Source organism: Vibrio sp. R15-SG3-ISO1A, assembly GCF_059833955.1.
Genome location: NZ_JCBDGH010000096.1, coordinates 44,306 through 67,975 on the forward strand (window position 1 = coordinate 44,306; position 23,670 = coordinate 67,975).

Genomic DNA, 23,670 nt, shown 5'->3' on the forward strand with positions numbered 1-23,670 from the left:
TTTTCTTATTTAACCAATGAAGATTAAGCTTCAGAGTGGCGTGCTTTACCATGGCCGCGTTCGCCACGGTAGTTACCACGGTGATCACCACCACGGTTACGGTCGAAGCGACGTTCACCATCACGGCCGCCTTCGCGATGACCACGACCACCTTCACGGTTGCCACGGTAACCACCTTCGCGGTTGCCATCACGACCACGGTGACCACCAAAGCCACCTTCGCGACGTCCGCCTTCACGGCGACCACCGTCACGACGTCCACGAGGCTCGCGGAAGTCGTCAAAATCACAGACCACTGCATCCACTTGCTTTTGACGAATACGCAGCTTGCGAAGTTTGCTTGCCGTGTCAGAAGACATCGCTTTTGGCAACTGAACGTACGTTTCGCCTTGAGCCAGCTTGATCGCACCGATAGAGCCTTTAGTTAGACCCAACTCGTTCGCCAATGCGCCAACGATGTCTTTCACTTGTACGCCTTGCTCGCGACCCACTTGCAATTGGTAAGTATCCCAATCTTGGGTGTTAAAGTTGCGCTCACGACCACCTTCGCGACGACCATCACGGCCACCTTCACGGCGCTCTTTACGACGTTGCTTGTCACGCTCAATCGCTTCAACCATTGGATCTTCACCAATGTAGAATAGCGGGCGTTTGCCTTGCTGACGTTTCAGTAAGATAGCCGCTAGCGTGCTTGCGTCAATCTCTAGCGTGGTTTGAAGCTGTTCAACCAGTTCCGCAAATTTGTCCAGAGACTTGTGCTCTTTCTCACCAGCAAGTTCTTCACCAAGTTTTACAAGGCGCGCTTGGGCAACTTGGTCACGCAGTGGCAGTTGAATCTCTTCCATAGAAGATTTAGTCACGCGCTCAATGGTGCGTAGCATGCGCATTTGGTTAGTGCGCACAAGCAGGATCGCTTTACCTTTACGTCCAGCACGACCAGTACGGCCGATACGGTGGATGTAGGACTCAACATCGAATGGGATGTCGTAGTTAAATACGTGTGTGATACGTGGTACATCAAGACCACGAGCGACAACGTCTGTCGCAACCAGAATATCAATCACACCTTGTTTGATGTGATCTACGGTGCGCTCACGCAATGATTGAGGGATGTCACCGTGCAGTGCCGCCGCTTTAAAGCCACGTGCAGACAACCAGTCAGCCAAACGCTCAGTATCTTGACGAGTACGAACGAACACGATAGAGGCATCTGTCTCTTCTGTTTCAAGCATGCGAGACATCGCTTCGTCTTTTTCTACGCCTTTCACGACCCAGAATTGCTGCTCTACTTTATCAACGGTGTGGTTCTTACCCGCGACGTCGATCATCACAGGTTCACGAAGGAAACGCTCAACGATGTTTTTCAACATTGGAGGCATAGTCGCAGAGAAAAGAACGCGCTGTGCAGATGAAGGCGCGTGCTCCATGATAGCTGTTACATCGTCAACAAAGCCCATGTTAAGCATTTCATCTGCTTCATCAAGGACAAAGGTGTGTACTTCATCGAGGTGCAGACGGTCGCGGTTAATCAGATCTTGAACACGACCTGGAGTACCGACGATGATGTGCGCGCCATTTTTAAGCGCTCGCATTTGGTCAACGATGGACGTACCACCGTAGATTTCCAATACCTTTAGACCTTGGATGTTTTTACCGAGGTTTTTCACTTCCGCTGCAACCTGGATAGCCAGTTCACGGGTAGGAGCAAGAACGATCGCTTGAGGCTTGCGCTGAGCAAGGTCAAGTTTGTTCAACAAAGGTAGAGAGAAAGCGGCTGTTTTACCGGTACCGGTTTGTGCTTTACCTAGTGCGTCAGAGCCTTCCATCAGGTGAGGGATTGCTGCTGCTTGGATAGGAGTTGGAGATACAAAGCCCATTCCGTCTAGAGCGGATAGGATGGCGTCGTTCAGTGACAAGTCACTAAACTTGATTACAGAATCTGTCATTGGGATCCTACTATATTAATTCAACTAAAGGTCCCATGAGCTCTACCAATTCCAATATCAATCCAGAAAGAGCTGATTCCGTTCAGATGCGGATGAGTCGTAAATCGCATCAAGCCACTAGGGACGTAAACAAGGGTGCGAATTATTCCTGAAAAACATAACAAAAGCCAGAAAAACTTGAGTTTCATCACAAAAAGTTCTCAAAACTGAACTGGGTGTTCATGAAAGCGTCATCATCGCTGCCTTTTTCAGCGCTTTGCGCGGCTTTTGCTCGCTTGTCATCGGCGTGAGGTGGTTTGGTCGAGGCGGCAATGTTATAGTGTGCGCAATTTTTTTGCTTAGAAATGTATCCATGTTCCAAGACAATCCGCTACTCGCTCAGCTAAAGCAGCAAATCCAAGAAACCCTTCCGAAAAAAGAAGGCACGATTAAAGCCACCGAGAAAGGGTTCGGCTTTCTCGAAGTCGACAGCAAGACCAGCTTCTTTATTCCACCACCGTACATGAAAAAATGTCTGCATGGGGATAAAGTCAAAGCCATCATTCGTACTGAAAAGGAGCGCGAAGTCGCTGAACCGGAAGAGCTATTGGAGCAAGGTTTAACGCGCTTCATCGGCCGTGTGAAATGGTTCAAAGGCAAACTGAACGTTGCCCCGGATCATCCTCAGCTGAAAAAGCTGTCTCTGAAAGCGAAAACGTGCAAAGGCATTAAAAGCGATGATTTGAAAGAGGGCGACTGGGTTGTTGCTCATTTAATCCGTCATCCGCTTAAGGGTGACAATGGCTTTTTTGTTGAGATCTCACAAAAAATCACCGATGCAGACGACAAAATTGCGCCGTGGTGGGTGACGTTGGCGCAAAACGACTTGCCAAACAGTGAGCCCGCGGGTATCGACCACTGGGAACTTAAAGACGACGCTGACCTTGAACGTGTCGATATGACTGACGTTCCGTTTGTGACGATTGATGGCGCGTCGACCAAAGATATGGACGATGCGTTGTACGCGAAGAAAACGGAATCGGGCGATTTTGAATTGACGATCGCGATTGCCGATCCTACCGCGTACATCACTCCAGATAGTGACATGGATAAAGTCGCGCGTGAGCGTGGTTTTACCATTTACCTGCCCGGGCGCAACATCCCAATGTTGCCGCGTGATCTTGCCGATGATCTCTGCTCATTGATTGAAGGCGAGCAGCGCCCAGCGCTGTGCTGCCGTGTGACGGTAAGTAAAGATGGCGTGATCTGTGATGACATTCAGTTCTTTGCCGCGCACATTCAGTCTCATGCGCGTTTGGTGTATGACCAGCTATCTGATTGGTTAGAGACCGGCCACTGCGACAATTGGCAACCGGATGAGACCATTGCGCAAGTGGTTCAAGATCTCTACCAGTTCTCATTGGCACGTGCGCAATGGCGTGAGACGCACGCGGTTGTGTTCCCCGACCGTCCTGACTACCGCTTCGAGTTGAGTGAAGACAACGATGTGGTTGCCATTCATGCGGATATGCGCCGCTGCGCGAACCGTTTAGTGGAAGAAGCGATGATCACCGCCAACATTTGTGCGGGTCGAACGCTGCAAGCGAGCTTTGATTCAGGTGTATTCAACACCCACGCCGGCTTCAAGCCAGAGAAGATCGCTGACGTGGTAAACTTGGTTAACCCAGAAGGTGAGCTACCCTTTACGGCAGAGTCTATTGCGACCTTAGAAGGTTTTGCTGAGTTGCGTCGCTGGTTGGCGGCACAAGAGACCTCTTACCTAGATAACCGCATTCGTAAATACCAAGCTTACAGCGAAATCGGCAATCAACCTCTTCCGCACTATGCGATGGGCTTAAACTTATACGCCACGTGGACCTCACCGATTCGTAAGTACGGCGACATGATTAACCATCGTATGCTTAAGGCTCACATCCTTGGGAAAGCGCCGGTACAAACGGCAGACGAAACCGTGGGTGAAGAGCTTGCGCTGCACCGTAAGCATCATAAAATTGCTGAGCGTAATGTGGGTGATTGGTTGTATGCGCGCACATTAGCGTCAGAGGTGGAAAAAGCGACACCTTTCCATGCAGAGATCTTCGATGTTTCCCGCGCTGGGCTACGCGTGAGACTGCTAGAAAATGGCGCAGCAGCGTTTATTCCAGGCTCATTGATCCTGGCTAACAAAGAGCGTCTAGCGTGCGATGGCGAACAAGGTACAGTGAGCATCGACAACGAGGTGATTTATCGATTGGGCGATGTGCTTGAAGTGGTGCTCAATGAGGTAAATCAGGAGACGCGAAGCCTAGTTGCCAAACCGACTCAAGTCTTTGCGGATGTGGTCGCCGCGCCTGAAACGCAAGAGAGCCCGGCGTCGTAAACTCAAAGAGCACGATACGTGTTGTTAAGGGAGCCTCGGCTCCCTTTTTTAGTCCCAAAATACGGCTTTAGGATCTTTATCGACTTCTCGCATGATGGCAGTGAGGTCGAGGCTAGGGGGAAGATAGGGGTAGGGAGTCCAACTCTCTTGGTCAGAGTCTTCCTCTGACAGCATAAAGAGCTGCCAAGCGCCGAGGTCGTCATTCCAATCCACTTTCGCTACCGGTGACATATATTCGCAGTGGTTGGAATCGAGTAAAAAGAATTGTTTGATGAACACCACACCTTGCCCAGCCATTTCATAGCTGGCTTTGCCAAATTCAGCGGGTAAGCTTTGATTGCGATGCTTACAGATCATTTCCGCGCGCCTTTGGGCTTGTTTTTGTAGCAAACTGACTAGTCCCATTCTCACTCCATGACGTGAAGTCTCATGCATGCGCACTCTGTGTAGTAAGTACTTAAGCATAGACCGATTACGAATACAGTGCGCCTGAATCGATTTTCACAAAATTGTCATCTTATCGAAATATGATAGCGGCTGTTATCTGCCTAATTGTTTGGAGAAAGTTATGTTTCGCATTGCGTTGACCACTTTGATGTCAACAGTCGTGGCCTTTTCTGCGTGGTCTGCTGAGGTCAATATTTCTGGCTCGACTTCTGTCGCGCGTGTCATGGATGTTTTGGCAGAGGATTACAACAAAGCCCACCCCGAGACTTACATTGCGGTGCAAGGTGTTGGTTCGACCGCTGGGATCACGCTAGTGAAAAAAGGCGTCGCCGATTTGGGGATGAGTTCGCGCTATTTGACGGAAAGCGAGCTCGATGCGTCGCTGTCTGTATTAACCATCGCCTATGACGGCTTAGCGGTCGTGGTCAACCAAGCGAACCCAGTGAAAAACGTCACGCGCGATCAGTTGTTTGATATCTACAAAGGCAAGATCACCAACTGGAAAGAAGTCGGAGGCCCGGATCAACGTATCGCTGTGGTGACCCGAGAAGACTCGTCAGGCTCGCGTTACAGTTTTGAAAGTCTGCTTGGCCTTACCAAAGTGATCAAAGGCCGCTTGGTGTCTAATATCAGCCCGAACAATTTGGTGGTGAACAGCAACAGCATGGTGAAAACCATCGTTAACCACAATAAACAGGCGATTGGTTTTATTTCGACGGGATCGATTGATAACTCGGTCAAAGCGATTCAGTTTGAAGGCACTGAATCCAACAACGACAATATTGCCAGTGGCCAATATGAGCTGGCTCGTCCTTTCATCATTTTGTACAAGACGGAATCGATTGATGACGAGAGCCAAGCCTTTGTCGACTATCTCACCAGCAGCGCGGCGAAAAAACGCATTGAAGAGTACGGCTATGTGGCAGTGGATAAGTCTCAAGAACCGATAGAGCCGCGCGATAGCGAGTAAAACGCAGCTAGGATATATAAGATGAAAGGCGCCACTAGGCGCCTTTCGTTTGTCATTTTGCCAGCCAACCCGCGGCATCTTCTATGTGGTAGACGCGATTTTTGCCCTCGTTTTTTGAACGGTAGAGCGCGTTGTCCGCTGCGGTAAACAGGTTTTTCGAGTTGTAATGGGTCTGCTCATCGGACGTGACAATACCGATACTCAGCGTAATGTCATGGTGCTGACTGAACTCAAGCTGGTTAAACGCGTCACGTAGTCTCTCAGCGTAGTGCTTACCGTCTGCCGGCGTTAAGTTCGGGCAAAGGACAATAAACTCATCGCCACCCCAGCGGCCTACATGGTCATAGGCGCGAGTATGATTGAGAAGAAATTGCGCGGTTTGTCTGAGGACTTGATCGCCCACCCCATGCCCCTTGTGGTCGTTGACCGCTTTGAAATTATCCAAATCAATCAGAAACACGGAGAGAGGGTCGCAAGTGCGGTGACTTCTTTGTAGCTCTTTGCGCAACATATCGTCCATCACACTGCGGTTGTAGAGTTGAGTGAGGTGATCTTTTTCGGCGCGCTGCTTGAGGTCGAGCGTTGGTTGCAAGTCTCGGACGATACACACGGCTCGGTTGTGGTTGATGTCACTGCCAGAGGCAATCGCCACTGCCAAATCTAGCTGCTTGCCCGTCTTAGACATCCCCTGAATGTTTGAGCGGTGCTGCTCCATGCGGCGATGTTTGGCTTTGTTCATAAAGTCGATACGGTATTGCTTGTGTTTCTCTCTAAGCTCGGGCGAAACCAAATCTTCGACTTTACGTTGGGTGAGCTCTTCAAAACTGTATTGAAACAGCTGGCAAGCCTTCTTGTTGGCGTAGAGGATTTGACCGTTGTCTTCAATGTAGAGCATCCCATCAGGCGACACATCAAAGATCGCATTGAGTTCATGAGCCAAACGATACGAGCGTCGAGAAGTCTTAAAGATATACAAGCTTGCGCCCAATATGATGGGGATCATCAGCATATTGAAGGCTAACGTGTAGCGAATGGATTGATAGACATCCTTCTCTGCTTCGACAGCGGATTTTTCTAAGTGTGGTTCCAGCGAGTCTTGCATTGATTTAAGCGCGGTCGCCGCAGCGATATCATTCACCGCCACGATCTCATCCACTTCCGCACTGGTTAGGGTGTAGGGTAGCGAGCGGGCGAGGTCAAGGTTGGCTTTGTATTCATTTAAAGTGTTGGAGAGGATCTGAATTTCGGTTGAGAAGTCATTGGTAGTTTGCATCTGCGCTAGTTCACTGAGCAACTGATGTGATTGCTCGTAACTGGCAATGGCCGCGTGATAGTAGCTGTCATCGCGTCTGAGGACGTAGTTTTTAAAGTGGTGGATGAAGCCAAGGTAACCAATGCTGCTTTCTATCTCGGTGAGCTTACGGGCCATATCGAAATGCTGAGGCGTCTGTTCGACCACCATCGCTTCAACACGTTTGAGTGCGCCGTATTGTGTGGTGACATACGCGACCAACAATAGGTTGAGCCCCATTGCAATCGCGATGATACACAACAGAGTCCGACGGATGTCGGAAACTTGCTTTTCCATTTTATTCTTCTCACTAGCCAACTATTGAACAGTATAGTCATACAACTGAGTAAGTATAATACCCACACCAAGAATATATGAAATTAATTGCAATAATGTAAATTATTGGGTTAGAAGCTGTGAGGCAGGCATAAAAAAGCCCAGCGATGAAGGCTGGGCAGAAGGACAATAAACGGTATCTCGGTTTTAAGCGCTAGGGAGCGCTACGCCCGCTTCTTGGTGAAGACGGCGACAGGCTCGGCCATCACTGTGGAACAGATGGCAGCGATGCGCAGGGATGCCAACCGCTATGGTATCTCCCGGATCAACATCCAACGTGTCTGGTTGACGGTAAATCATGTCCGCATCCGCAGCGTCGATGTGCATGTAGACTTGGGTTTCGTTACCCAGTTTCTCAACGATGTTGACTTCACCTTCAATCACGGCGTCACCCTCACCGGCAGGCAACAAGTGCTCAGGGCGAACCCCCAGTGACATACGCTCACCTCGATTGACGGTCGTCCCATCGACTGGAATCCAGAATGTGGTGCCGTTAGCAAGTTGAACCATCACGCGCTCTTTTTCCACTTCTTCGATAAAGACGCTCATGAAGTTCATTTTTGGTGAGCCGATAAAGCCAGCGACAAAACGGTTTTGTGGGTAATGGTAAAGCTCAAGTGGTTGACCAACTTGCGATACATAACCACCATCGAGGACCACAATCTTGTCGGCCATGGTCATCGCTTCGACTTGGTCGTGCGTTACATAGATCATGGTGCAGCCAAGCTTACGTTGCAACTTGGTAATCTCAGAGCGCATCTGAACACGCAGCGCGGCATCAAGGTTAGACAGCGGTTCATCAAGCAAGAACACGTTAGGCTGAGAGACCAGCGTACGACCAATAGCCACGCGTTGGCGCTGACCACCGGAAAGCGCTTTCGGTTGGCGCTCTAACAGGTGGCTCAATTGCAGGATCTCTGCTGCGTGCTCGACGCGCTTATCAATTTCTGCTTTGTTCGCTTTTGCCAGTTTGAGACCAAAAGACATGTTGTCGTAAAGGTTTAAGTGTGGGTAGAGCGCGTAAGACTGGAATACCATGCCCACGCCGCGCTTAGAAGGCTCAACCTCGTTCATTCGCTCATCACCGATGTACAGATCACCGGAGGTGATGTCTTCTAAACCGGCGATACAACGCAATAAGGTGGATTTACCACAACCTGATGGACCCACGAAGACAACAAACTCGCCCTCTTGGATTTCCAAATCAACGTTCTTTGAAATAAGTACGTCACCGTAAGCTTTACATACATTTTTTAACGTGACACTCGCCATCTAGCTCGTCCTCGATCAATATTTTTGTTTTACTGCTCAACATTATATGAATTATCTGGCAAGCAATAATAGTAGGAATTCAGGTAAGGTGAACTTGAGTGTAAGAAAAAATGGGTGACGGAGTCGCTCACATCACCCATCAAGCCAATTAAGGTTTGCTTCCCCCGTGTGAAACAAGCGTCTCCCCCGTATCAAATCAGTTTCCTGAACAATCACGTGCTTGCACCATCACAGCAAACCCTGCGGCATTGCAACCAGCTATTGCGTAAAAACACGTCGCTGGAAAGGGTTCTTACCATCCACTCTTGGATGTCTGTAGTTTGCGAGAAACCGATCACGCCGACATCCTCCCGACACAATTAATTGTAGGGGGAGTAGAGGGGGAGGAGGCTTAGGGGGGAGGAAAAGGCGTAGCGAGATCGAGTTCAAATTATTGCTTGCGGTAAGCATGAATCTGATCACATTACTGATTGGTTTTGTGATTTGGGTCGCCAACCTTCGTCGATGGTGATCACGAAAATAGGCCATAATACGGAGGGCGTAGGGAGCAGGAGGATGAGTTACTTGTCACGATGGCTAAAAATATATGTCGAAATACGGCGAATCCTCTGGTGACGCCCTACAACACAAATATAAAAAGGATATGAACATGAAAAACGCCCTAAGCGCAGTAGCACTCGGTACTCTTGTTGCTCTTGGCTCATTCGGTGCAAGTGCTGCTATCGAAGAAGGTCAACTTACCATCTGGATCAACGGCGATAAAGGTTATAACGGACTTGCTGAAGTTGGTAAAAAGTTTGAAGAGGATACGGGTATCAAGGTGACAGTCGCTCACCCAGATGCACTGCAAGACAAGTTCCCTCAAACGGCTTCTACTGGCGATGGCCCTGATATTGTGTTCTGGGCGCACGACCGCTTTGGTGGTTACGCAGAAGCGGGTCTTCTTGCTGAAATCAAGCCTTCTCAAGCAATCAAAGACGGCATCGTTGATTTCGCGTGGGATGCAGTGAAGTACGACGGTAAACTTATCGGTTACCCAATCGCCGTTGAGTCTTTGTCTCTTATCTACAACAAAGATTTGGTTCCTAACCCTCCAAAAACGTGGGAAGAAGTGGAAGCACTAGACGCTGAGCTGAAGAAAAACGGCAAGAAAGCGATCATGTGGAACCTAAAAGAACCGTACTTCACATGGCCACTTATGGCGGCTGATGGCGGTTACGCATTCAAATACGGTTCAGCGGGTTACGACGTGAAAGACGCGGGTATCGCGAACGAAGGCGTAAAAGACGCGATGAACTTTGTTAAAGGCCTAGTCGACAAAGGCGTGATCTCTTCTGATATGGATTACTCTGTGTCTGAGTCTGCGTTTAACCAAGGTAATGTTGCGATGACCATCAACGGTCCTTGGGCATGGGGTAACGTTGAGAAGTCAGGCATCAACTACGGCGTAGCCACACTACCTAAATTCCAAGGTCAATCGTCTAAGCCATTCGTTGGTGTATTGACTGCAGGTATCAGCACAGCGTCACCAAACAAAGACCTTGCGGTTGAGTTCATTGAAAACTACTTACTGACCAACGATGGTCTACGCAAAGTGAACGATGACAAGCCACTGGGTGCGGTAGCGTTGAACTCGTTCCAACGTGAGCTTGATTCTGACCAACGCATTGCAGCGACAATGGACAACGCAATGAACGGCGAAATCATGCCAAACATCCCTCAGATGAACGCTTTCTGGGGCAGCGCGAAAAATGCGATCATCAACATCGTTGATGGCCGTCAAACTGTGGATGCAGCACTTGCAGACGCAGAGAAACAAATGACTAAGTAATTGTTCGACCTTTTGAGGAGGGGGTAACCCCTCCTTCATTTCTCTTTTTTGTTTATCGCTAGCAGGTTCTCATATGCAGTCAGTTCAAGGTACAGATGCCATGGCATCACCCACAACGAGCTTGCCTACAAGTAAAAACGTATTCATCAAATGGGCGTTGCTAGGCAGTGTCGGTATCGTTAACGGATACGCAACCATTCTAATGTATTCTCGTGGTGAGATGGCGTTTGCGCTGCTCACAGTTATTCTTACCGCGCTCGCACTGTTTATCTTTGGTAGTAAAAAGACCTACGCCCACCGTTATATCTATCCAGGTATCGCGGGGATGATCCTTTTCATTCTTTTTCCTTTGGCGTACACAATCGGTCTTGCATTTACAAACTACAGTGCGAAAAACCAATTGTCCTTCGACCGTGCGCAAACGGTTCTGCTTGATCGAACCTACCAAAGTGGTCAGAGCTACTCCTTCTCTCTCTACAACACGGGAACAGGGCATAAAATCGCGATTGAAGATGGCGAACAGCTGCTCGTGACGCAAGAGTTTGATTTGGCCAATGTCACCACAACGGACATGGATCTCACGCCTGTCACCAATGTAGATGGCGAACCTGAAGCGATCAAAACCATTATTCAAAACCGCCCGGTGCTCAATGGCTTAGACTTGCATTTACCGAGCGGTGAAGACATCCGCATGAGCGGTTTACGTAAGTTTGCTGCCGTGGTTCCTCTATACACCCTGCAAGAGGATGGCGAGGCGTTGTACAACAACCGCACTGGTGAAATGCTACGCCCGAACATGGATGTCGGCTTCTATCAGCCGGTGGATGAGCAGGGGCAGTTTATCGGTAATACCGTCTCGCCTGGCTTTATCGTCACCATAGGGACTGACAACTTTGAGCGTGTCTGGAAAGACGACGGCATCAAAGAACCGTTTATCAGTATTTTCATCTGGACAGTTGTCTTTTCAGCGGTGAGCGTGGGCTTAACCGTCATCATCGGCTTGATCCTCGCCAGCATTGTTCAGTGGGAAGCATTGCGAGGCCGCGCGATTTACCGTGTGCTGCTTATCTTGCCTTATGCGGTGCCTGCCTTTATCTCTATCCTGATTTTCAAAGGTTTGTTTAACCAAAGCTTTGGTGAAGTGAACATGGTTCTGGAAGCCTTCTTCGGCATCAGCCCATCTTGGTTCTCAGACCCGATTATGGCGAAGATGATGATTCTTATCGTCAACACCTGGCTTGGTTTCCCTTACATGATGATCTTGTGTATGGGTCTATTGAAAGCGATTCCAGACGATCTTTACGAAGCGTCTGCGATTGATGGTTCCAATTTCATCTCGAACTTTACCAAGATTACCCTGCCACTGATGATCAAGCCGTTGACACCGCTGCTCATCGCAAGTTTTGCTTTTAACTTCAATAACTTTGTATTGATTCAGCTGTTGACGCAAGGTGGGCCAAACATGATTGGTACCTCCGAGCCGGCGGGCTACACCGACCTACTGGTGAACTACACGTACCGCATCGCGTTTGAAGGTGCAGGCGGTCAAGACTTCGGTCTGGCGAGTGCCATCGCGACGCTTATTTTCCTATTGGTGGGTGCACTTGCGCTACTCAACCTACGTGTCACGAAAGTTGCTCAAGATTAAGGAGGCTTATTATGGCTATGGTACAAGGTAAGTCATTAAAATACCGCGTTTGGGCAACACACATTGCAATGTGGGCGTTCCTATCGCTAATTATCTTCCCGCTGTTGATGATCGTTGCCATCTCATTCCGTGAAGGTAACTTCGCAACGGGTAGCATTATTCCAGATAATCCATCGTTGGAGCACTGGAAACTCGCACTGGGTTTCTCGGTCACCAACGCAGATGGTAGCGTGACACCACCACCGTTCCCAGTGTTAACCTGGCTGTGGAACTCGGTCAAAGTGGCGGGCATTTCATCTATTTTGATTGTGTGTCTATCGACCACTTCGGCGTACGCCTTTGCCCGAATGAAGTTCAAAGGTAAGAACACCATCTTGAAAGCGATGATGATCTTCCAAATGTTCCCAGCTGTTTTGGCGCTGGTGGCACTCTACGCTCTGTTTGATAAGCTCGGCCAGTACATCCCATTCTTGGGCTTGAATACTCACGGTGGTTTGATCTTCTCTTATCTCGGTGGTATCGCATTGCATGTTTGGACCATCAAAGGCTACTTTGAAACCATTGATGGCTCGCTAGAAGAAGCGGCAGCGCTTGACGGTGCAACGCCATGGCAAGCGTTCCGGTTGGTTCTACTGCCATTGTCTGTGCCGATTCTTGCAGTGGTGTTCATCCTCTCGTTTATCATGGTTGTGGGTGAAGTTCCGGTGGCGTCGTTACTACTTTCTGATGTAAACTCTTACACGTTAGCGGTTGGTATGCAGCAATATCTCTACCCGCAAAACTACCTCTGGGGTGATTTTGCCGCGGCAGCAGTGTTGTCCGCATTACCAATAACCATCGTATTCTTACTTGCGCAGCGCTGGTTGGTCGGAGGATTAACCGCCGGTGGTGTGAAAGGCTAATAAGAACGATAAGGGCGACCGCGAGGTCGCCCATTTTGTTTCTTCACTTAACATTCTTGGTTTGGCCGCCGATCCGTTAAGCGAAGAGCAGTCCTGGCGTTACGCATAGCTGGCTGTTAGCAAGATTCCTTACTATTTTTACTTCTAACAGTTTTTGTAACCAAAACCCGAACTTGTTCGGGTTTTTTTATAGGACAAATTCAAGATAAATGAATAGGTTAGAGGCAGTATAGCGACCGATTATATCCCGCATAGTGGTGTTGAGAATCACTGCGAGCAACGGAGCATATTTATCTGAAAGGTGCGCCAGTAGTTACATGGCACTGAGAAGTGACTCTAGAACTCTCGGTTTGAAGGGGCGCAGCCGACGTATTGCAACAGCACATAGACGCTTTCTTGAGAGAGCGCGACTTTACGAAATAGATCAGCAAACACATCATCACCGCCAAAGCAGGTGCGGATGTAGTGGTTTATCTCTTGCGGGTTATACCCTTCCACATACAGCGTCCGTACCCATTGGTACTCTACTGCGCGTGGGTCTGAAATGGTCGATTCACTGAGCGTGGTTTCACTGACGTTCAATGGGGTTTCCTTCGATCTTGGCGGATTGTCATCATAAGCCTAGCCATAGGCGTGTGGGTTCCCATCCAAGCGATGAAAACGTTTGCGGATTTAACCAAAACTAGATGAAGGAATGATGACAGTATGATGTCATTGCCGTGAAGGGCATGTCAGGCCTCAGTTCGCGCTACCTCTCTAATCAAACGCATTGCCTTTTTGTTTGAGAAATTTAATCAAGGTTCTCACACGTAGTGGCATAAGGGCTTTCTCCTGATAAACCGCATACAGAGGAATTTCACGGTCATGAAGGTGAGGTAAAATCCGCACAAGCTGACCGGCATCTAGCTCTTCTTTAATCATAAAACTGGGCATGATGGCAAATCCTAACCCGTTGAGCACAAATTGCTTCACTGCGTTGGCGGTGCGCACTTGCACCTTAGGTTGATGTGCCAGTCGGGTCACTTCACCTTGTTGATTGGTTAAAACCAAGTGCTTATCGCCGTGGACGATGTGATGACTTATCCAGTCAAGATTGACTAAGTCCTTCAGCTCTTCAATTTTCCCGACGCGTTTTAAGTGATCCGGCGAGGTGCAAATCATGTCGCGGAAAAAGCCAATTTTGGTGGCATAGAGACGAGAGTCCTCAAGCGCTGAAGAGGCTCGCAGTGCAATGTCACAACGCGACTCAATCAGATTGCTGTAGCTATCACTTTCAATAATATCGAGTCGAATATCGGGATATTGGCGAATGAACTCGCTCAGTAGTTCGACCATCGCATTGCTGGGGGTGGAGATTCGAATGGTGCCACTTGGGGTTTGGTTCCCGGTGAGTGTCTCACTGTTGGCCTCTCTAGCAATATCTTTGATCGCTCGGCATTTTTCGTAGTAGCGCTGACCGGCATCGGTGAGAGATAGCGAACGGGTTGTGCGGTGAAGCAGGCGTGTGTTCAACGAACGTTCTAAGCGAGTGACAATCTGCGACACTCTTGCCTTACCAAGACCCAGCGCCTCGGCTGCCTGAGTAAAAGACTGTTTCTCTGCCACCATGGCAAACACCAACATATCGTCAAGGGAGATCATGACTTTCACTGTTTATTATTAATAAACAATAAGTTTAATAATTGGCTAATTATTTATCAAATTAATAATTATATAGTCAGTTCATCCCATGACAGGCTGAAGGAGTCTGTCGCTTTGGAACAGTTAGAGAAACGGAGAATATCATGATGTCAGATCGTAAATATTTGGTGACCGGCGCATCCGGTAAGTTAGGTTCAGCAGTAGTAGAGCAACTTCTTAGCTCAGGTGCGTTAGCAGCGCAGCAATTGATCGTCACCACCCGTGACAGAGCGAAGTTGAGCTCGCTGGTCGAGTTGGGTGTGGACGTGAGAGAAGCAAATTTTTCTGATCCGAGCTCGTTAGAGCAGGCCTTTGACGGGGCGAATAGCCTACTGTTAGTCAGCATTGATTTGTCTGCGGGCTCTCGCACCCAGCCGCACCTCAACGCAGTTAACGCTGCGAAAAAAGCGGGCGTCGACCATCTTATCTATACGTCTATGCCAGCGCCGAGCCAGTCACCGGTTATGTTTGCTCATGAACATGAGGCGACCGAAGCGGCGATCGTTCAAAGTGGTATCGACAATACCGTGATTCTTCGCAACAACTGGTATTTTGAAAATCTACCTGAGTACTTTGCCAGTACGTTACAAACGGGCCATTGGTTGACGTCTGCCGGTAATGGCAAAACAGCGCAACTCTCTCGTCGCGATCTCGCGATGGCGGCTGCGGCGGCGTTGGTTAAAGCCCCTTCAGGACATCAAGTATTGACTCTGAATGGGCCCGAGTCACTGACTAATGATGAAATGGCGCATATCATGGATCGCATCTTGGGTACGTCAATCAATATGGTGCACTTGAGTGACGATGAATTTCGTTCTCAACTGACCTCATTCCAACTGCCAGAGCCTGTTATTGAGCTGTGTGTTACGATGGACCAGCACAATCGAGGTCTCTTCTCGGATGGTAGCAGTGATGAGTTTGTTGCCCTGACAGGCTCTCAACCGCAAACGTTCGAACAGTGGTTAACAAATCATAGAACGGAACTGAGAAAGTTGGCTAATCTTGATGGCTAATCGATAGAATGAGAGGGGGAACTGCAAGTGCCCCCTGTTGATGTCTATTTGAGGTATTTGACGTGCGCTTCCATCTCCTCACCGATTTCTTTACGCATGTTCATTAAGCGGATCGCTGAGTCGCGCAGTTTAATATCATCGGCAGTCTCGGGAATCCACTCAGGGACAGGTGAGGGCTTTCCATGCTCGTCGACCGCGACCATGATGACAATGCAGTGTGTGGTGAGGCGATTTTTCATCTCTTTAGGATCGCTGGCTTGTACATCAATGGCAATGTGCATCGATGAGGTGCCGGTGTAGATCACTTTGGCACTCACTTCGACTAAGTTGCCAACATGGATTGGCGCTACAAAACGAATTCCACCCGCGTAGGCAGTAATGCAGTACTTACCGCTCCATGCGGCGGCATTGGCGTAGGCCGCTAAATCTATCCACTTCATGACTGCGCCGCCGTGGACCTTACCGCCAAAATTGACGTCACCCGGCTCGGCCAGAAAACGCAGTGTAATGTCCCTTTTCCCATGGCTCATAAACTCTTCCTTTTTATTCTCTTGAGCAAGCAGGGTATAGAGTTAGCACACTTTTTGGTCGAGGTGCAAACTTAACTAGCGCTGGACCTCTTCATAGTCACCTTCAATCGTGTTGCCGCTTTTATTGGCGGATGGTTCAGTGCGTGAAAATGCTGCTGAACGCTGAAGTCGTTTGCCAGCGAAAATCGCAGCGATGGTCAATGGAATAGCAAGGATAAGGCTCATTATCAAAGTAAACATGCCGACAAACAGGGCGAAGATAGCGGTGATTGCGCGTGCCATATAGGACTCCTCTTAGTGTGAGAGTCTATCGTACTGAAGGCGGTATGAATGAAAGATGAATGAAAAAGGCCGCTGCATTGATGCAGCGGCAATTCGGGGGGATTATTATTGTTGTGGAGCTGAATTGAGATTAAGCGCGGCTTTGTGGGAACGTGGGATAGCGAACGCCCATCATTTGTTCCATACAGTGGACAACCTGGCAGCTATAGCCAAACTCATTGTCATACCAAATGTAGAGCACGCAGCGGTTGTCTTGCGCAATGGTAGCTGCGCCATCGACGATACCAGCAAAACGTGAACCGACCAAATCACTCGAGACGACTTCGGTGGAATCCGTATAGTCCATCTGGGCAGACAGGCTTGAATTCAATGCGGCATCACGAAGATAGGCGTTGAGTGACGCTTTGTCGGTGCCTTGGACCAAGTTGAGGTTCGCGACTGCCATCGAGACGTTCGGAGTCGGAACGCGAATGGCATTGCCCGTGAGCTTGCCCGCTAATTCAGGTAGGGCTTTAGCGACCGCTTTAGCTGCGCCGGTTGACGTTAGAACCATATTTAGCGACGCGCTGCGACCACGACGTTCGCCTGAGTGGAAATTATCAATCAAGTTTTGGTCATTGGTAAAAGAATGCACGGTTTCGATATGGCCAGAGAGAATACCGTACTGGTCATTAACCGCTTTGAGCACCGGTGTAATCGCATTGGTCGTGCAACTGGCAGCGGACACTATGGTATCATTCGCTTCGATTTCATCGTGATTCACACCAAAGACGATGTTTTTGATTTCACCTTTGCCTGGAGCGGTCAGCAGCACCTTGCTCGCACCCGGGCAGGCCAAATGTTGGCTCAAGCCTTCGGCGTCGCGCCACACGCCCGTATTGTCGACCACTAACGCATTTTGAATACCGTAAGCGCTGTAATCGACGTCTTGAGGTTGGTTGGCATAGATGAATTGAATGTAGTTGCCGTTCACAATCAACGCTTTGCGCTCTTCATCGACAATGATGCTGCCATTAAATTGGCCATGAACAGAGTCGCGTCGTAGTAGACTCGCGCGCTTGGCTAAATCACCCTGCTTTCCTCCGCGTACGACCACTGCGCGCAAACGTAATGGATAACCCGGGCCGGATTTTTCGACCAACAAGCGGCTTAGAAGTCGTCCAATTCGACCAAAACCATACAACACCACATCGCGAGGTGTCGGAACCGTGTTGCCATTCATCGCACCGACCAGTGCCGTGTGCAAAAAGTCACTGACGCCGTGGGCATCATCGCGACCTTGCCAAAATTGGTGGGCGAGTTGGCCGACATCAATACGACATGGTGACAGCGCCATGGTTGAGAGCGCCTGAATCAGAGGCAGGGTTTGTTCTGTGCTCAGCGGCTTTCCGGTGTAGTGACGAGCGAGCCGATGCGCTTTGATGATGTCGATGGTGGCGGCGTTGACCAGTGTTTTGCCAAACAGCAGCACTTCAACACCTTTTTGTCGATAAAGTTGGCTGAGTAAAGGGGAAATCGTTTCAGCAATCGTTTGGCTTTTCTGCCAGTCTAGAAGGTGATGTTCTGGACTCATGGTTTAGGGGACCTTTCACGTTTTAGGGCTGATGCTGTATTCAGTTGGGGTGCTCAATACAGCGATAGGGTTGTAACTATTTTGTAATTTTTATGCGGCAGGATTGTAATGGCTAATATCTTATTCTGCTAGTAAAAATAATGTCGGTGGTTATCACTAGATAACGTCGACATTGCAGAGGTTGATCACGTTAAGAATCAGTAGAAGTGCCTATTGACAAAAAATGAAGAGCGCAGTTAATTCGCGACAAAAAATACTTGTGACACGTCGTTGATGCAATCTTACCGGCAAGGTACACAAGGAATGCGTTTTAACTCATGGAATCTACAGATTTGGTAAACAAAACGCGATCTTAAAGCGGTAAACCAAGGTCGAACGTGAGTGGGGGCGTGATGTCTTTAAGTGTCGATGAGTAAGAATGAAAAAAACGGAGCGCTGTGGGCTCCGTTTTGGGGATAAATGGGTCGAGAAAAGTCTATGGTCTTGGGATCAGATCATCGAGCGGCAACCAGTTCACTTTCACACCCGCTTGTAAGAACATGTCTTGGCTGACTTTGATCTTGTCACCCCAGCGAGAGAGAAAGTCCTCAGTTTGCTCTGGGCAGTGCACCGAGGAGATGCCAGTCTGAATGATCTTCGCTGCACAGTTTGGGCACGGAAAGTGAGTCACCCAGATCTCGCAGCCATCTAAATCTCGCTTAGCAAACAAAATGGCATTTTCTTCGGCATGCAGCGTCTTTAGATACTTCATGTCTCTGTCATCCGTATTGGCACTGTCGGAAATGCCATGTGGATAGCCATTAAAGCCGACAGAAACGATGCGGTTCTGTTTTGTAATGACGGCGCCGACTTGAGTCGAAGGATCTTTACTCCAAGAGCCAACCAATTCTGCCATTTGGTAAAAACGTTGCGCCCACTTAGATATCATCAAAGTTTCCTCAAACAAATTAGATGGATAGGGTTGCTGACTAATATCCTTGTTTCGACGCCATTAGTCCAGCCCCACCTAGCCAATCCTACTGTTAACGGGTGAAATCGACCGCTTCACGCTCCTCGAGGTGAATATGCGTGGTCGCGGGTTGAGTCTCAGCGATCACTTTGCCGCCACGAATCGAATAACGCACTGGAACTTGACGTCTGACCGCATCGAAGCCGTTTTCTGCTTCAAGCAGTAGCAGGTTACCCGGTTTGCCCACTTCAATGCCGTAACGCTCTGTGATGTTGAGGGTACGCGCGGAGTGGTGGCTAATCAGCGCCAGTGACTGGTTGATTTGATCGTAACCCATCACTTGGCACACATGCAGCCCCATGTGCAGCACTTGCAACATGTTGGCGGTACCGAGTGGATACCAAGGGTCAAACACATCATCGTGGCCAAAACAGACATTAATGTTTGCGGCTAACATCTCTTTCACGCGTGTGATGCCACGGCGTTTGGGGTAGTCGTCAAATCGACCTTGAAGGTGAATGTTGACCAGCGGGTTAGCGACAAAATTGATGCCCGACATGCGTAGCAGTCGGAACAGTCGTGACGCGTAAGCGCCGTTGTATGAACCCATTGCCGTCGTGTGGCTTGCGGTGACCTTGTGCCCCATATCGAACTTGTGAGCCAATGCGGCTACGGTTTCGACGAAGCGTGATTGCTCATCATCAATTTCGTCACAGTGCACATCAATCAGACGGTCGTATTGTTGTGCTAGCTCGAAGACGTAATGCAGCGATTCGACACCATACTCGCGCGTAAACTCAAAGTGCGGGATAGCACCAATCACATCGGCGCCTAGTTTGACTGCTTCTTCAAGCAATGCTTTACCATTAGGGTAGGAGAGGATGCCTTCTTGTGGAAAGGCGACGATTTGGATATCTACCCAAGGTCGCATCTCTTCACGCACTTCAATCATTGCTTTTAGCGCAACCAGAGTCGGATCAGAGACATCCACGTGAGTACGCACATGCTGCACACCGTTTGCAATCTGCCACTTTAACGTCTGTTTGGCGCGCTGCTTTACATCCTCAATAGAGAGCAGCTGCTTGCGTTCTGCCCAGCGCTCGATGCCCTCAAATAGCGTGCCCGAGATATTCCAGCTCGGTTCACCAGCCGTTTGAGTTGTGTCTAGGTGAATGTGTGGTTCGCAAAAGGGTGCGACGGCCATCGCCCCTTGTCCATCCAGCGTTTCCCCCTCAAAGTTGATAGGGGAGTTCGCATCGGTGATGGACGAAATGTATCCATCTTCAATAAGAATCTGTTTAAGGCCGCTTTGCGCCTCAAGCGTGACGTTTTTGATCAGTAGCGATGGCATGCGATCTCCTTACGCAGTTTGCGTGGTCAGCGAAGATTTATTCAATAATGGGTTGAGTATGACATAGCATAACGCACCGCCCAATACTGCGTTGATCGGCACGACGCCCGGAATGAATTTACCCGCTAGCACACCAACGGCTACGGCAATAATGCCGGCCCAGTTAACACGTTTGAAGGTTGCATTGGCAAAGTCTTTGTAGCGTTTTCGATTGATGAGGTAGTCAGCAATCAACACGCCGCCGATAGGAGGAATCGCCGTTGAGAGGAAGGTCAACCAACCGACAAAGTTGTTGTATAGCCACAGCGCAAAAATGGTGCCGACGACGCCATTGACGATCGACATTAAGGTACTTGAGCGGCCGGTAATGTTGGCAAAACCTAGGCCCGAAGCGTAAAGGGCGTTTTCGTTGGTGGTCCAGATGTTGAGACCTAAAACGATGATGGCAGGCAGTAACAGTCCTTGCGCGATCATCACGTCAGAAATATCCGCGTGGCCAGTCGCTGCAGCGCCAGCAGCACCGAAGATGAACATCAGTGAGTTTCCGATAAAGAACGCAATCATGGTGACAAGAACAGCGCCAGCGGGTTTTTTACCAAAGCGAACGAAATCAGCTGTCAACGTCCCCGCGCTGATGAAAGAACCGACCACCATTGCCAATGCGATAGAGAAATCCATCGGCTCTTTGGGTGAAACCTGCATTAAGGCATCCACACCGCCCACGCTGTCCACCGCCAGTGAAACCGAGTAGCTACCAAGAATAGCAATCGCAGGGACGGCGATGGCAGAGAGCACCATCAGCGCTTTGATGCCAAAGTAAACCGTTGCCGTCATCAATAAGCCCGATCCGAGGATCAGCAAGTTGACGTCTAACCCCGTCGCTTTTTGGACTGGAATAGCAAACATCGCCACACCCACGCCAAACCAACCGACTTGCGTACCGCCTAATAGCGCAGAAGGTAGCCAAGAGCCTTGTGTACCAAAGGAATAGCGAGCAAGGAGGTGAGTAGATAGGCCGGTAGAGGCACCAATATAGCCAAGAATCGAGGTGTAGACACCGAGAATCAAATTACCGGCTAACACGGCAAGAAAGAAATCGTTGAACGTTAAGCCCGTACCCAAAGCGCCACCTGTCCACATACTGGCGGAGAAAAAGGTTAAACCAAGCATAACCATAGTGAGAGACGCAACCCCTTTGCGTGCGTTGCTCGGGACCGGTCCTAAGCTGTAGTTGTTGTCATCAGCCATTGTATTACCTCCGCAGAATGAGACTGTCTTTACCAGAATGTATTCGATTGCGGCGCGTATTATGGGGGTGTATTTTGCGCTGTCAATGCAAGTTGCGGCTTGTAAAACGGTTGCTTGGATGTTTTTGATTGATTTAATTAAATAAAACAGTGCGTTGCGTTTTTATTATTTTATGTTTTCTATTGGAATATTGATTATTCCAGGATTTGTATTGCTAATAATTGGGTGGGTGTTATTTGTATTTTGTATGGATTGGCGTGAAATAAAAAAAAGAGCCAGAAACCGTGAGGATTCTGGCTGATATTGGGTGTGAACAAATTGGGTTCACTAACAACGTCAGTTGGCTAGGTGACCCTAACGCTAGGGTCACTGTATAGATAGCAGGTTATGTGCCAACTTTAATATGCCCGCTGTATCAGGCTTTACGTTGAGATTGAGACCAAGAAAGAGTGGCTGGTTGCATATTGGCATTGCATATTGCAAATACACCAGCATATTGCGAACAGAGGATCAGATTGCGCACCTTGTAGGTGCGCGATCTAAGGTCATCTTATGTGCCGCTAGGGCTTAGAGCATGACGAGACTCGCTGTGCCGAGAAAGGCGAAAAAACCCACCACGTCAGTCACAGTTGTGAGGATGACGGAGCCTGCCAGTGCAGGGTCAAGTTTGAGTTTGTCGAGAACAATTGGGATCAGCACACCAAATAGAGCGGCGGTAATAATGTTGACGACGATCGCCAGCGCGATGGTGGCACCTAATATGACAGACTGAAACCACAGTCCGGCGAGTCCACCGATGATGACTGCCCACAGCAATCCGTTGATAGAGCCAATGCCCACTTCATTTTTCATTAGCGCCCAGCGGTTCCCCGCTGTGATCTGGTTGAGCGCCATCGCGCGGACCATCAGCGTTAACGTCTGGCTACCTGCGATGCCACCCATCGAGGCGACGATAGGCATTAAGACCGCCAGCGCAACCACTTGAGCAATCACATCTTCAAACAAGCCGATAGTGACTGAGGCAAGGATTGCCGTCATGAGATTGATGCCAAGCCAAACCCCACGCTTTTTCGAGCTGCGAATGATGGGAGCAAACAGGTCGTCCCCTTCATCCATACCGGTACCCGCCATTAGGCGCGCTTCGTATATTTCACGTTGAGTACTGAGGGCAAAATGCCAATCCACTTCACCAATCAAGGTGTCATCGTCATCGGTCACTGGCATGGTTGAGAGTGAAGAGTGCTCCAACGCCTCGATACTTTCAGAAAGTTCTAGCTTGGCGTTTAAGGTGACAGGGTGCTCTAGCGCCAATGATTTAAGCCTGTCGCCCGGCTCGGCGCGCAGCAAATCGATATAGCGCACTATGCCTCGAAACTGTTTCTTCTTATTGATCAGATAGATGTGCTCAGGGGCGTCATAGCTGTAGCGCTCCATCAAACCTTTCGCTTTCTCAACGGAAATGGTGAAGGGGAGCGTGACCACTTTTCGTTCGGCCCAACGACCGATCTGATCATCTTCATAGGCATTCGCTTGATCGTAAAGCTCAAGTTCATCTTTTTCGATCAGGCGTAGCGCTTCATTGATGATGTCCTCAGGGAGTGAGTCAGACCATTCAATCAGAGATAAGTTATCCAGTTTGGCGAGGGTTAATTTGAGTTCAACCTCAGACAGCTCTTTGATGATGGAGTGGCGAACTTCCGCACGCGCTTCGGTAAGTACTTCAATATGCAGCTCAAGGGGCAGGCTGCGCCAAAGTCGCACACGGTCATCAATGGGAAAGGCCTCGAGAATCAGCGCCACAGCGCCGGGCTCAAGTCCGTGTTCGATAGATTCGTTAAGAGTTGTGACCTGCTCACTGTCTTCACTGCGAAGCAGTTCGGCGATCAAAATAGAGAGATCTTGAAATTGGCTCACAGAGCACTCCAGCCGTTATTGTCCGTTTAAACGCTGTGTTCAAAGTACTCGAAAACGGCAGAAAAACAATACTCTATCTTGAAAAACCTAGCACACAAACCCAACAAAACGGGACATGTTGGGTTGAA

General features: G+C 49.2%; 19 protein-coding genes. 6 read left to right on the forward strand and 13 right to left on the reverse strand.

Going from position 1 to position 23,670, the window contains the following annotated elements; genetic code table 11:
• Positions 1 to 23: 23 nt before the first annotated feature.
• On the reverse strand, positions 24 to 1,946 hold the full coding sequence (locus tag AC6R0L_RS17430; RefSeq protein WP_487901641.1) for a DEAD/DEAH box helicase: 1,923 nt from the start codon (positions 1,944 to 1,946) through the stop codon (positions 24 to 26).
• Between the two features lie 352 nt (positions 1,947 to 2,298).
• Between AC6R0L_RS17430 and rnb the strand changes: the two genes are divergently transcribed.
• Complete coding sequence (gene rnb, locus AC6R0L_RS17435) at positions 2,299 to 4,305, forward strand: exoribonuclease II (protein WP_500629962.1); 2,007 nt, start codon at positions 2,299 to 2,301, stop codon at positions 4,303 to 4,305.
• A 48-nt stretch (positions 4,306 to 4,353) separates the two neighbouring features.
• On the opposite strand, the gene AC6R0L_RS17440 is transcribed toward rnb, so the two are convergent.
• On the reverse strand, positions 4,354 to 4,710 hold the full coding sequence (locus AC6R0L_RS17440) for a DUF3024 domain-containing protein (protein WP_500629963.1): 357 nt from the start codon (positions 4,708 to 4,710) through the stop codon (positions 4,354 to 4,356).
• Positions 4,711 to 4,873: 163 nt separating this feature from the next.
• On the opposite strand from AC6R0L_RS17440, the gene AC6R0L_RS17445 reads away from it, so the two are divergent.
• Entirely contained in the window at positions 4,874 to 5,722 is an 849-nt protein-coding gene (locus tag AC6R0L_RS17445) for a phosphate ABC transporter substrate-binding protein (protein WP_500629964.1), read from the forward strand.
• Between the two features lie 52 nt (positions 5,723 to 5,774).
• On the opposite strand, the gene AC6R0L_RS17450 is transcribed toward AC6R0L_RS17445, so the two are convergent.
• On the reverse strand, positions 5,775 to 7,310 hold the full coding sequence (locus tag AC6R0L_RS17450) for a GGDEF domain-containing protein (protein WP_500629965.1): 1,536 nt from the start codon (positions 7,308 to 7,310) through the stop codon (positions 5,775 to 5,777).
• 186 nt (positions 7,311 to 7,496) lie between these two features.
• Positions 7,497 to 8,621, reverse strand: coding sequence for a maltose/maltodextrin ABC transporter ATP-binding protein MalK (gene malK / locus AC6R0L_RS17455; protein WP_500629966.1), 1,125 nt, complete (start codon positions 8,619 to 8,621; stop codon positions 7,497 to 7,499).
• 649 nt (positions 8,622 to 9,270) lie between these two features.
• Between malK and malE the strand changes: the two genes are divergently transcribed.
• The 3 genes from malE (at position 9,271) to malG (ending at position 13,002) form a co-directional block, all read left to right on the forward strand.
• On the forward strand, positions 9,271 to 10,452 hold the full coding sequence (gene malE, locus AC6R0L_RS17460; RefSeq protein WP_334551527.1) for a maltose/maltodextrin ABC transporter substrate-binding protein MalE: 1,182 nt from the start codon (positions 9,271 to 9,273) through the stop codon (positions 10,450 to 10,452).
• Between the two features lie 73 nt (positions 10,453 to 10,525).
• Complete coding sequence (gene malF / locus AC6R0L_RS17465) at positions 10,526 to 12,100, forward strand: maltose ABC transporter permease MalF (protein WP_500629967.1); 1,575 nt, start codon at positions 10,526 to 10,528, stop codon at positions 12,098 to 12,100.
• 11 nt (positions 12,101 to 12,111) lie between these two features.
• On the forward strand, positions 12,112 to 13,002 hold the full coding sequence (malG, locus tag AC6R0L_RS17470) for a maltose ABC transporter permease MalG (RefSeq protein ID WP_334551530.1): 891 nt from the start codon (positions 12,112 to 12,114) through the stop codon (positions 13,000 to 13,002).
• 336 nt (positions 13,003 to 13,338) lie between these two features.
• On the opposite strand, the gene AC6R0L_RS17475 is transcribed toward malG, so the two are convergent.
• Both AC6R0L_RS17475 and AC6R0L_RS17480 read right to left on the reverse strand, forming a co-directional pair.
• Positions 13,339 to 13,584, reverse strand: coding sequence for a hypothetical protein (locus AC6R0L_RS17475; protein ID WP_334551531.1), 246 nt, complete (start codon positions 13,582 to 13,584; stop codon positions 13,339 to 13,341).
• Positions 13,585 to 13,758: 174 nt separating this feature from the next.
• Positions 13,759 to 14,643, reverse strand: a complete 885-nt coding sequence (locus AC6R0L_RS17480; protein WP_500629968.1) for a LysR family transcriptional regulator — start codon at positions 14,641 to 14,643, stop codon at positions 13,759 to 13,761.
• A 143-nt stretch (positions 14,644 to 14,786) separates the two neighbouring features.
• Here AC6R0L_RS17480 and AC6R0L_RS17485 point away from each other — a divergent pair, with 143 nt between their 5' ends.
• Positions 14,787 to 15,695 carry an NmrA family NAD(P)-binding protein gene (locus tag AC6R0L_RS17485; protein WP_500629969.1) on the forward strand — a complete coding sequence of 303 codons (909 nt, stop codon included), beginning with the start codon at positions 14,787 to 14,789 and terminating at the stop codon, positions 15,693 to 15,695.
• 44 nt (positions 15,696 to 15,739) lie between these two features.
• On the opposite strand, the gene AC6R0L_RS17490 is transcribed toward AC6R0L_RS17485, so the two are convergent.
• The 7 genes from AC6R0L_RS17490 to AC6R0L_RS17520 form a co-directional block, all read right to left on the reverse strand.
• A complete protein-coding gene (locus AC6R0L_RS17490; protein ID WP_487901632.1) occupies positions 15,740 to 16,225 on the reverse strand; it encodes an acyl-CoA thioesterase in 486 nt (161 codons plus the stop codon).
• Positions 16,226 to 16,300: 75 nt separating this feature from the next.
• Positions 16,301 to 16,507 carry a hypothetical protein gene (locus tag AC6R0L_RS17495; RefSeq protein ID WP_500625548.1) on the reverse strand — a complete coding sequence of 69 codons (207 nt, stop codon included), beginning with the start codon at positions 16,505 to 16,507 and terminating at the stop codon, positions 16,301 to 16,303.
• A 130-nt stretch (positions 16,508 to 16,637) separates the two neighbouring features.
• Positions 16,638 to 18,080 (reverse strand): glyceraldehyde-3-phosphate dehydrogenase, encoded by a 1,443-nt coding sequence (locus AC6R0L_RS17500; protein ID WP_500629970.1) that lies wholly within the window; start codon positions 18,078 to 18,080, stop codon positions 16,638 to 16,640.
• 475 nt (positions 18,081 to 18,555) lie between these two features.
• Positions 18,556 to 19,008 (reverse strand): dCMP deaminase family protein, encoded by a 453-nt coding sequence (locus AC6R0L_RS17505; RefSeq protein ID WP_334551540.1) that lies wholly within the window; start codon positions 19,006 to 19,008, stop codon positions 18,556 to 18,558.
• 94 nt (positions 19,009 to 19,102) lie between these two features.
• Complete coding sequence (locus tag AC6R0L_RS17510) at positions 19,103 to 20,380, reverse strand: cytosine deaminase (RefSeq protein WP_500629971.1); 1,278 nt, start codon at positions 20,378 to 20,380, stop codon at positions 19,103 to 19,105.
• A gap of 9 nt (positions 20,381 to 20,389) precedes the next feature.
• Positions 20,390 to 21,628 (reverse strand): cytosine permease, encoded by a 1,239-nt coding sequence (gene codB / locus AC6R0L_RS17515; protein ID WP_500629972.1) that lies wholly within the window; start codon positions 21,626 to 21,628, stop codon positions 20,390 to 20,392.
• 567 nt (positions 21,629 to 22,195) lie between these two features.
• Positions 22,196 to 23,542 (reverse strand): magnesium transporter, encoded by a 1,347-nt coding sequence (locus AC6R0L_RS17520; protein ID WP_500629973.1) that lies wholly within the window; start codon positions 23,540 to 23,542, stop codon positions 22,196 to 22,198.
• Positions 23,543 to 23,670 lie beyond the last annotated feature (128 nt).

What these genes read in the sequence shown, in the direction of transcription:
- AC6R0L_RS17490 (WP_487901632.1), bottom strand. Translation starts at nt 16,225, where the DNA reads ATGAGCCATGGGAAAAGGGACATTACACTGCGTTTTCTGGCCGAGCCG.
- AC6R0L_RS17450 (WP_500629965.1), bottom strand. Translation starts at nt 7,310, where the DNA reads ATGGAAAAGCAAGTTTCCGACATCCGTCGGACTCTGTTGTGTATCATC.
- rnb (WP_500629962.1), top strand. Translation starts at nt 2,299, where the DNA reads ATGTTCCAAGACAATCCGCTACTCGCTCAGCTAAAGCAGCAAATCCAA.
- malE (WP_334551527.1), top strand. Translation starts at nt 9,271, where the DNA reads ATGAAAAACGCCCTAAGCGCAGTAGCACTCGGTACTCTTGTTGCTCTT.
- AC6R0L_RS17440 (WP_500629963.1), bottom strand. Translation starts at nt 4,710, where the DNA reads ATGGGACTAGTCAGTTTGCTACAAAAACAAGCCCAAAGGCGCGCGGAA.
- AC6R0L_RS17495 (WP_500625548.1), bottom strand. Translation starts at nt 16,507, where the DNA reads ATGGCACGCGCAATCACCGCTATCTTCGCCCTGTTTGTCGGCATGTTT.
- AC6R0L_RS17510 (WP_500629971.1), bottom strand. Translation starts at nt 20,380, where the DNA reads ATGCCATCGCTACTGATCAAAAACGTCACGCTTGAGGCGCAAAGCGGC.
- malF (WP_500629967.1), top strand. Translation starts at nt 10,526, where the DNA reads ATGCAGTCAGTTCAAGGTACAGATGCCATGGCATCACCCACAACGAGC.
- AC6R0L_RS17505 (WP_334551540.1), bottom strand. Translation starts at nt 19,008, where the DNA reads ATGATATCTAAGTGGGCGCAACGTTTTTACCAAATGGCAGAATTGGTT.
- AC6R0L_RS17485 (WP_500629969.1), top strand. Translation starts at nt 14,787, where the DNA reads ATGATGTCAGATCGTAAATATTTGGTGACCGGCGCATCCGGTAAGTTA.
- AC6R0L_RS17500 (WP_500629970.1), bottom strand. Translation starts at nt 18,080, where the DNA reads ATGAGTCCAGAACATCACCTTCTAGACTGGCAGAAAAGCCAAACGATT.
- malK (WP_500629966.1), bottom strand. Translation starts at nt 8,621, where the DNA reads ATGGCGAGTGTCACGTTAAAAAATGTATGTAAAGCTTACGGTGACGTA.
- codB (WP_500629972.1), bottom strand. Translation starts at nt 21,628, where the DNA reads ATGGCTGATGACAACAACTACAGCTTAGGACCGGTCCCGAGCAACGCA.
- AC6R0L_RS17430 (WP_487901641.1), bottom strand. Translation starts at nt 1,946, where the DNA reads ATGACAGATTCTGTAATCAAGTTTAGTGACTTGTCACTGAACGACGCC.
- malG (WP_334551530.1), top strand. Translation starts at nt 12,112, where the DNA reads ATGGCTATGGTACAAGGTAAGTCATTAAAATACCGCGTTTGGGCAACA.
- AC6R0L_RS17445 (WP_500629964.1), top strand. Translation starts at nt 4,874, where the DNA reads ATGTTTCGCATTGCGTTGACCACTTTGATGTCAACAGTCGTGGCCTTT.
- AC6R0L_RS17480 (WP_500629968.1), bottom strand. Translation starts at nt 14,643, where the DNA reads ATGATCTCCCTTGACGATATGTTGGTGTTTGCCATGGTGGCAGAGAAA.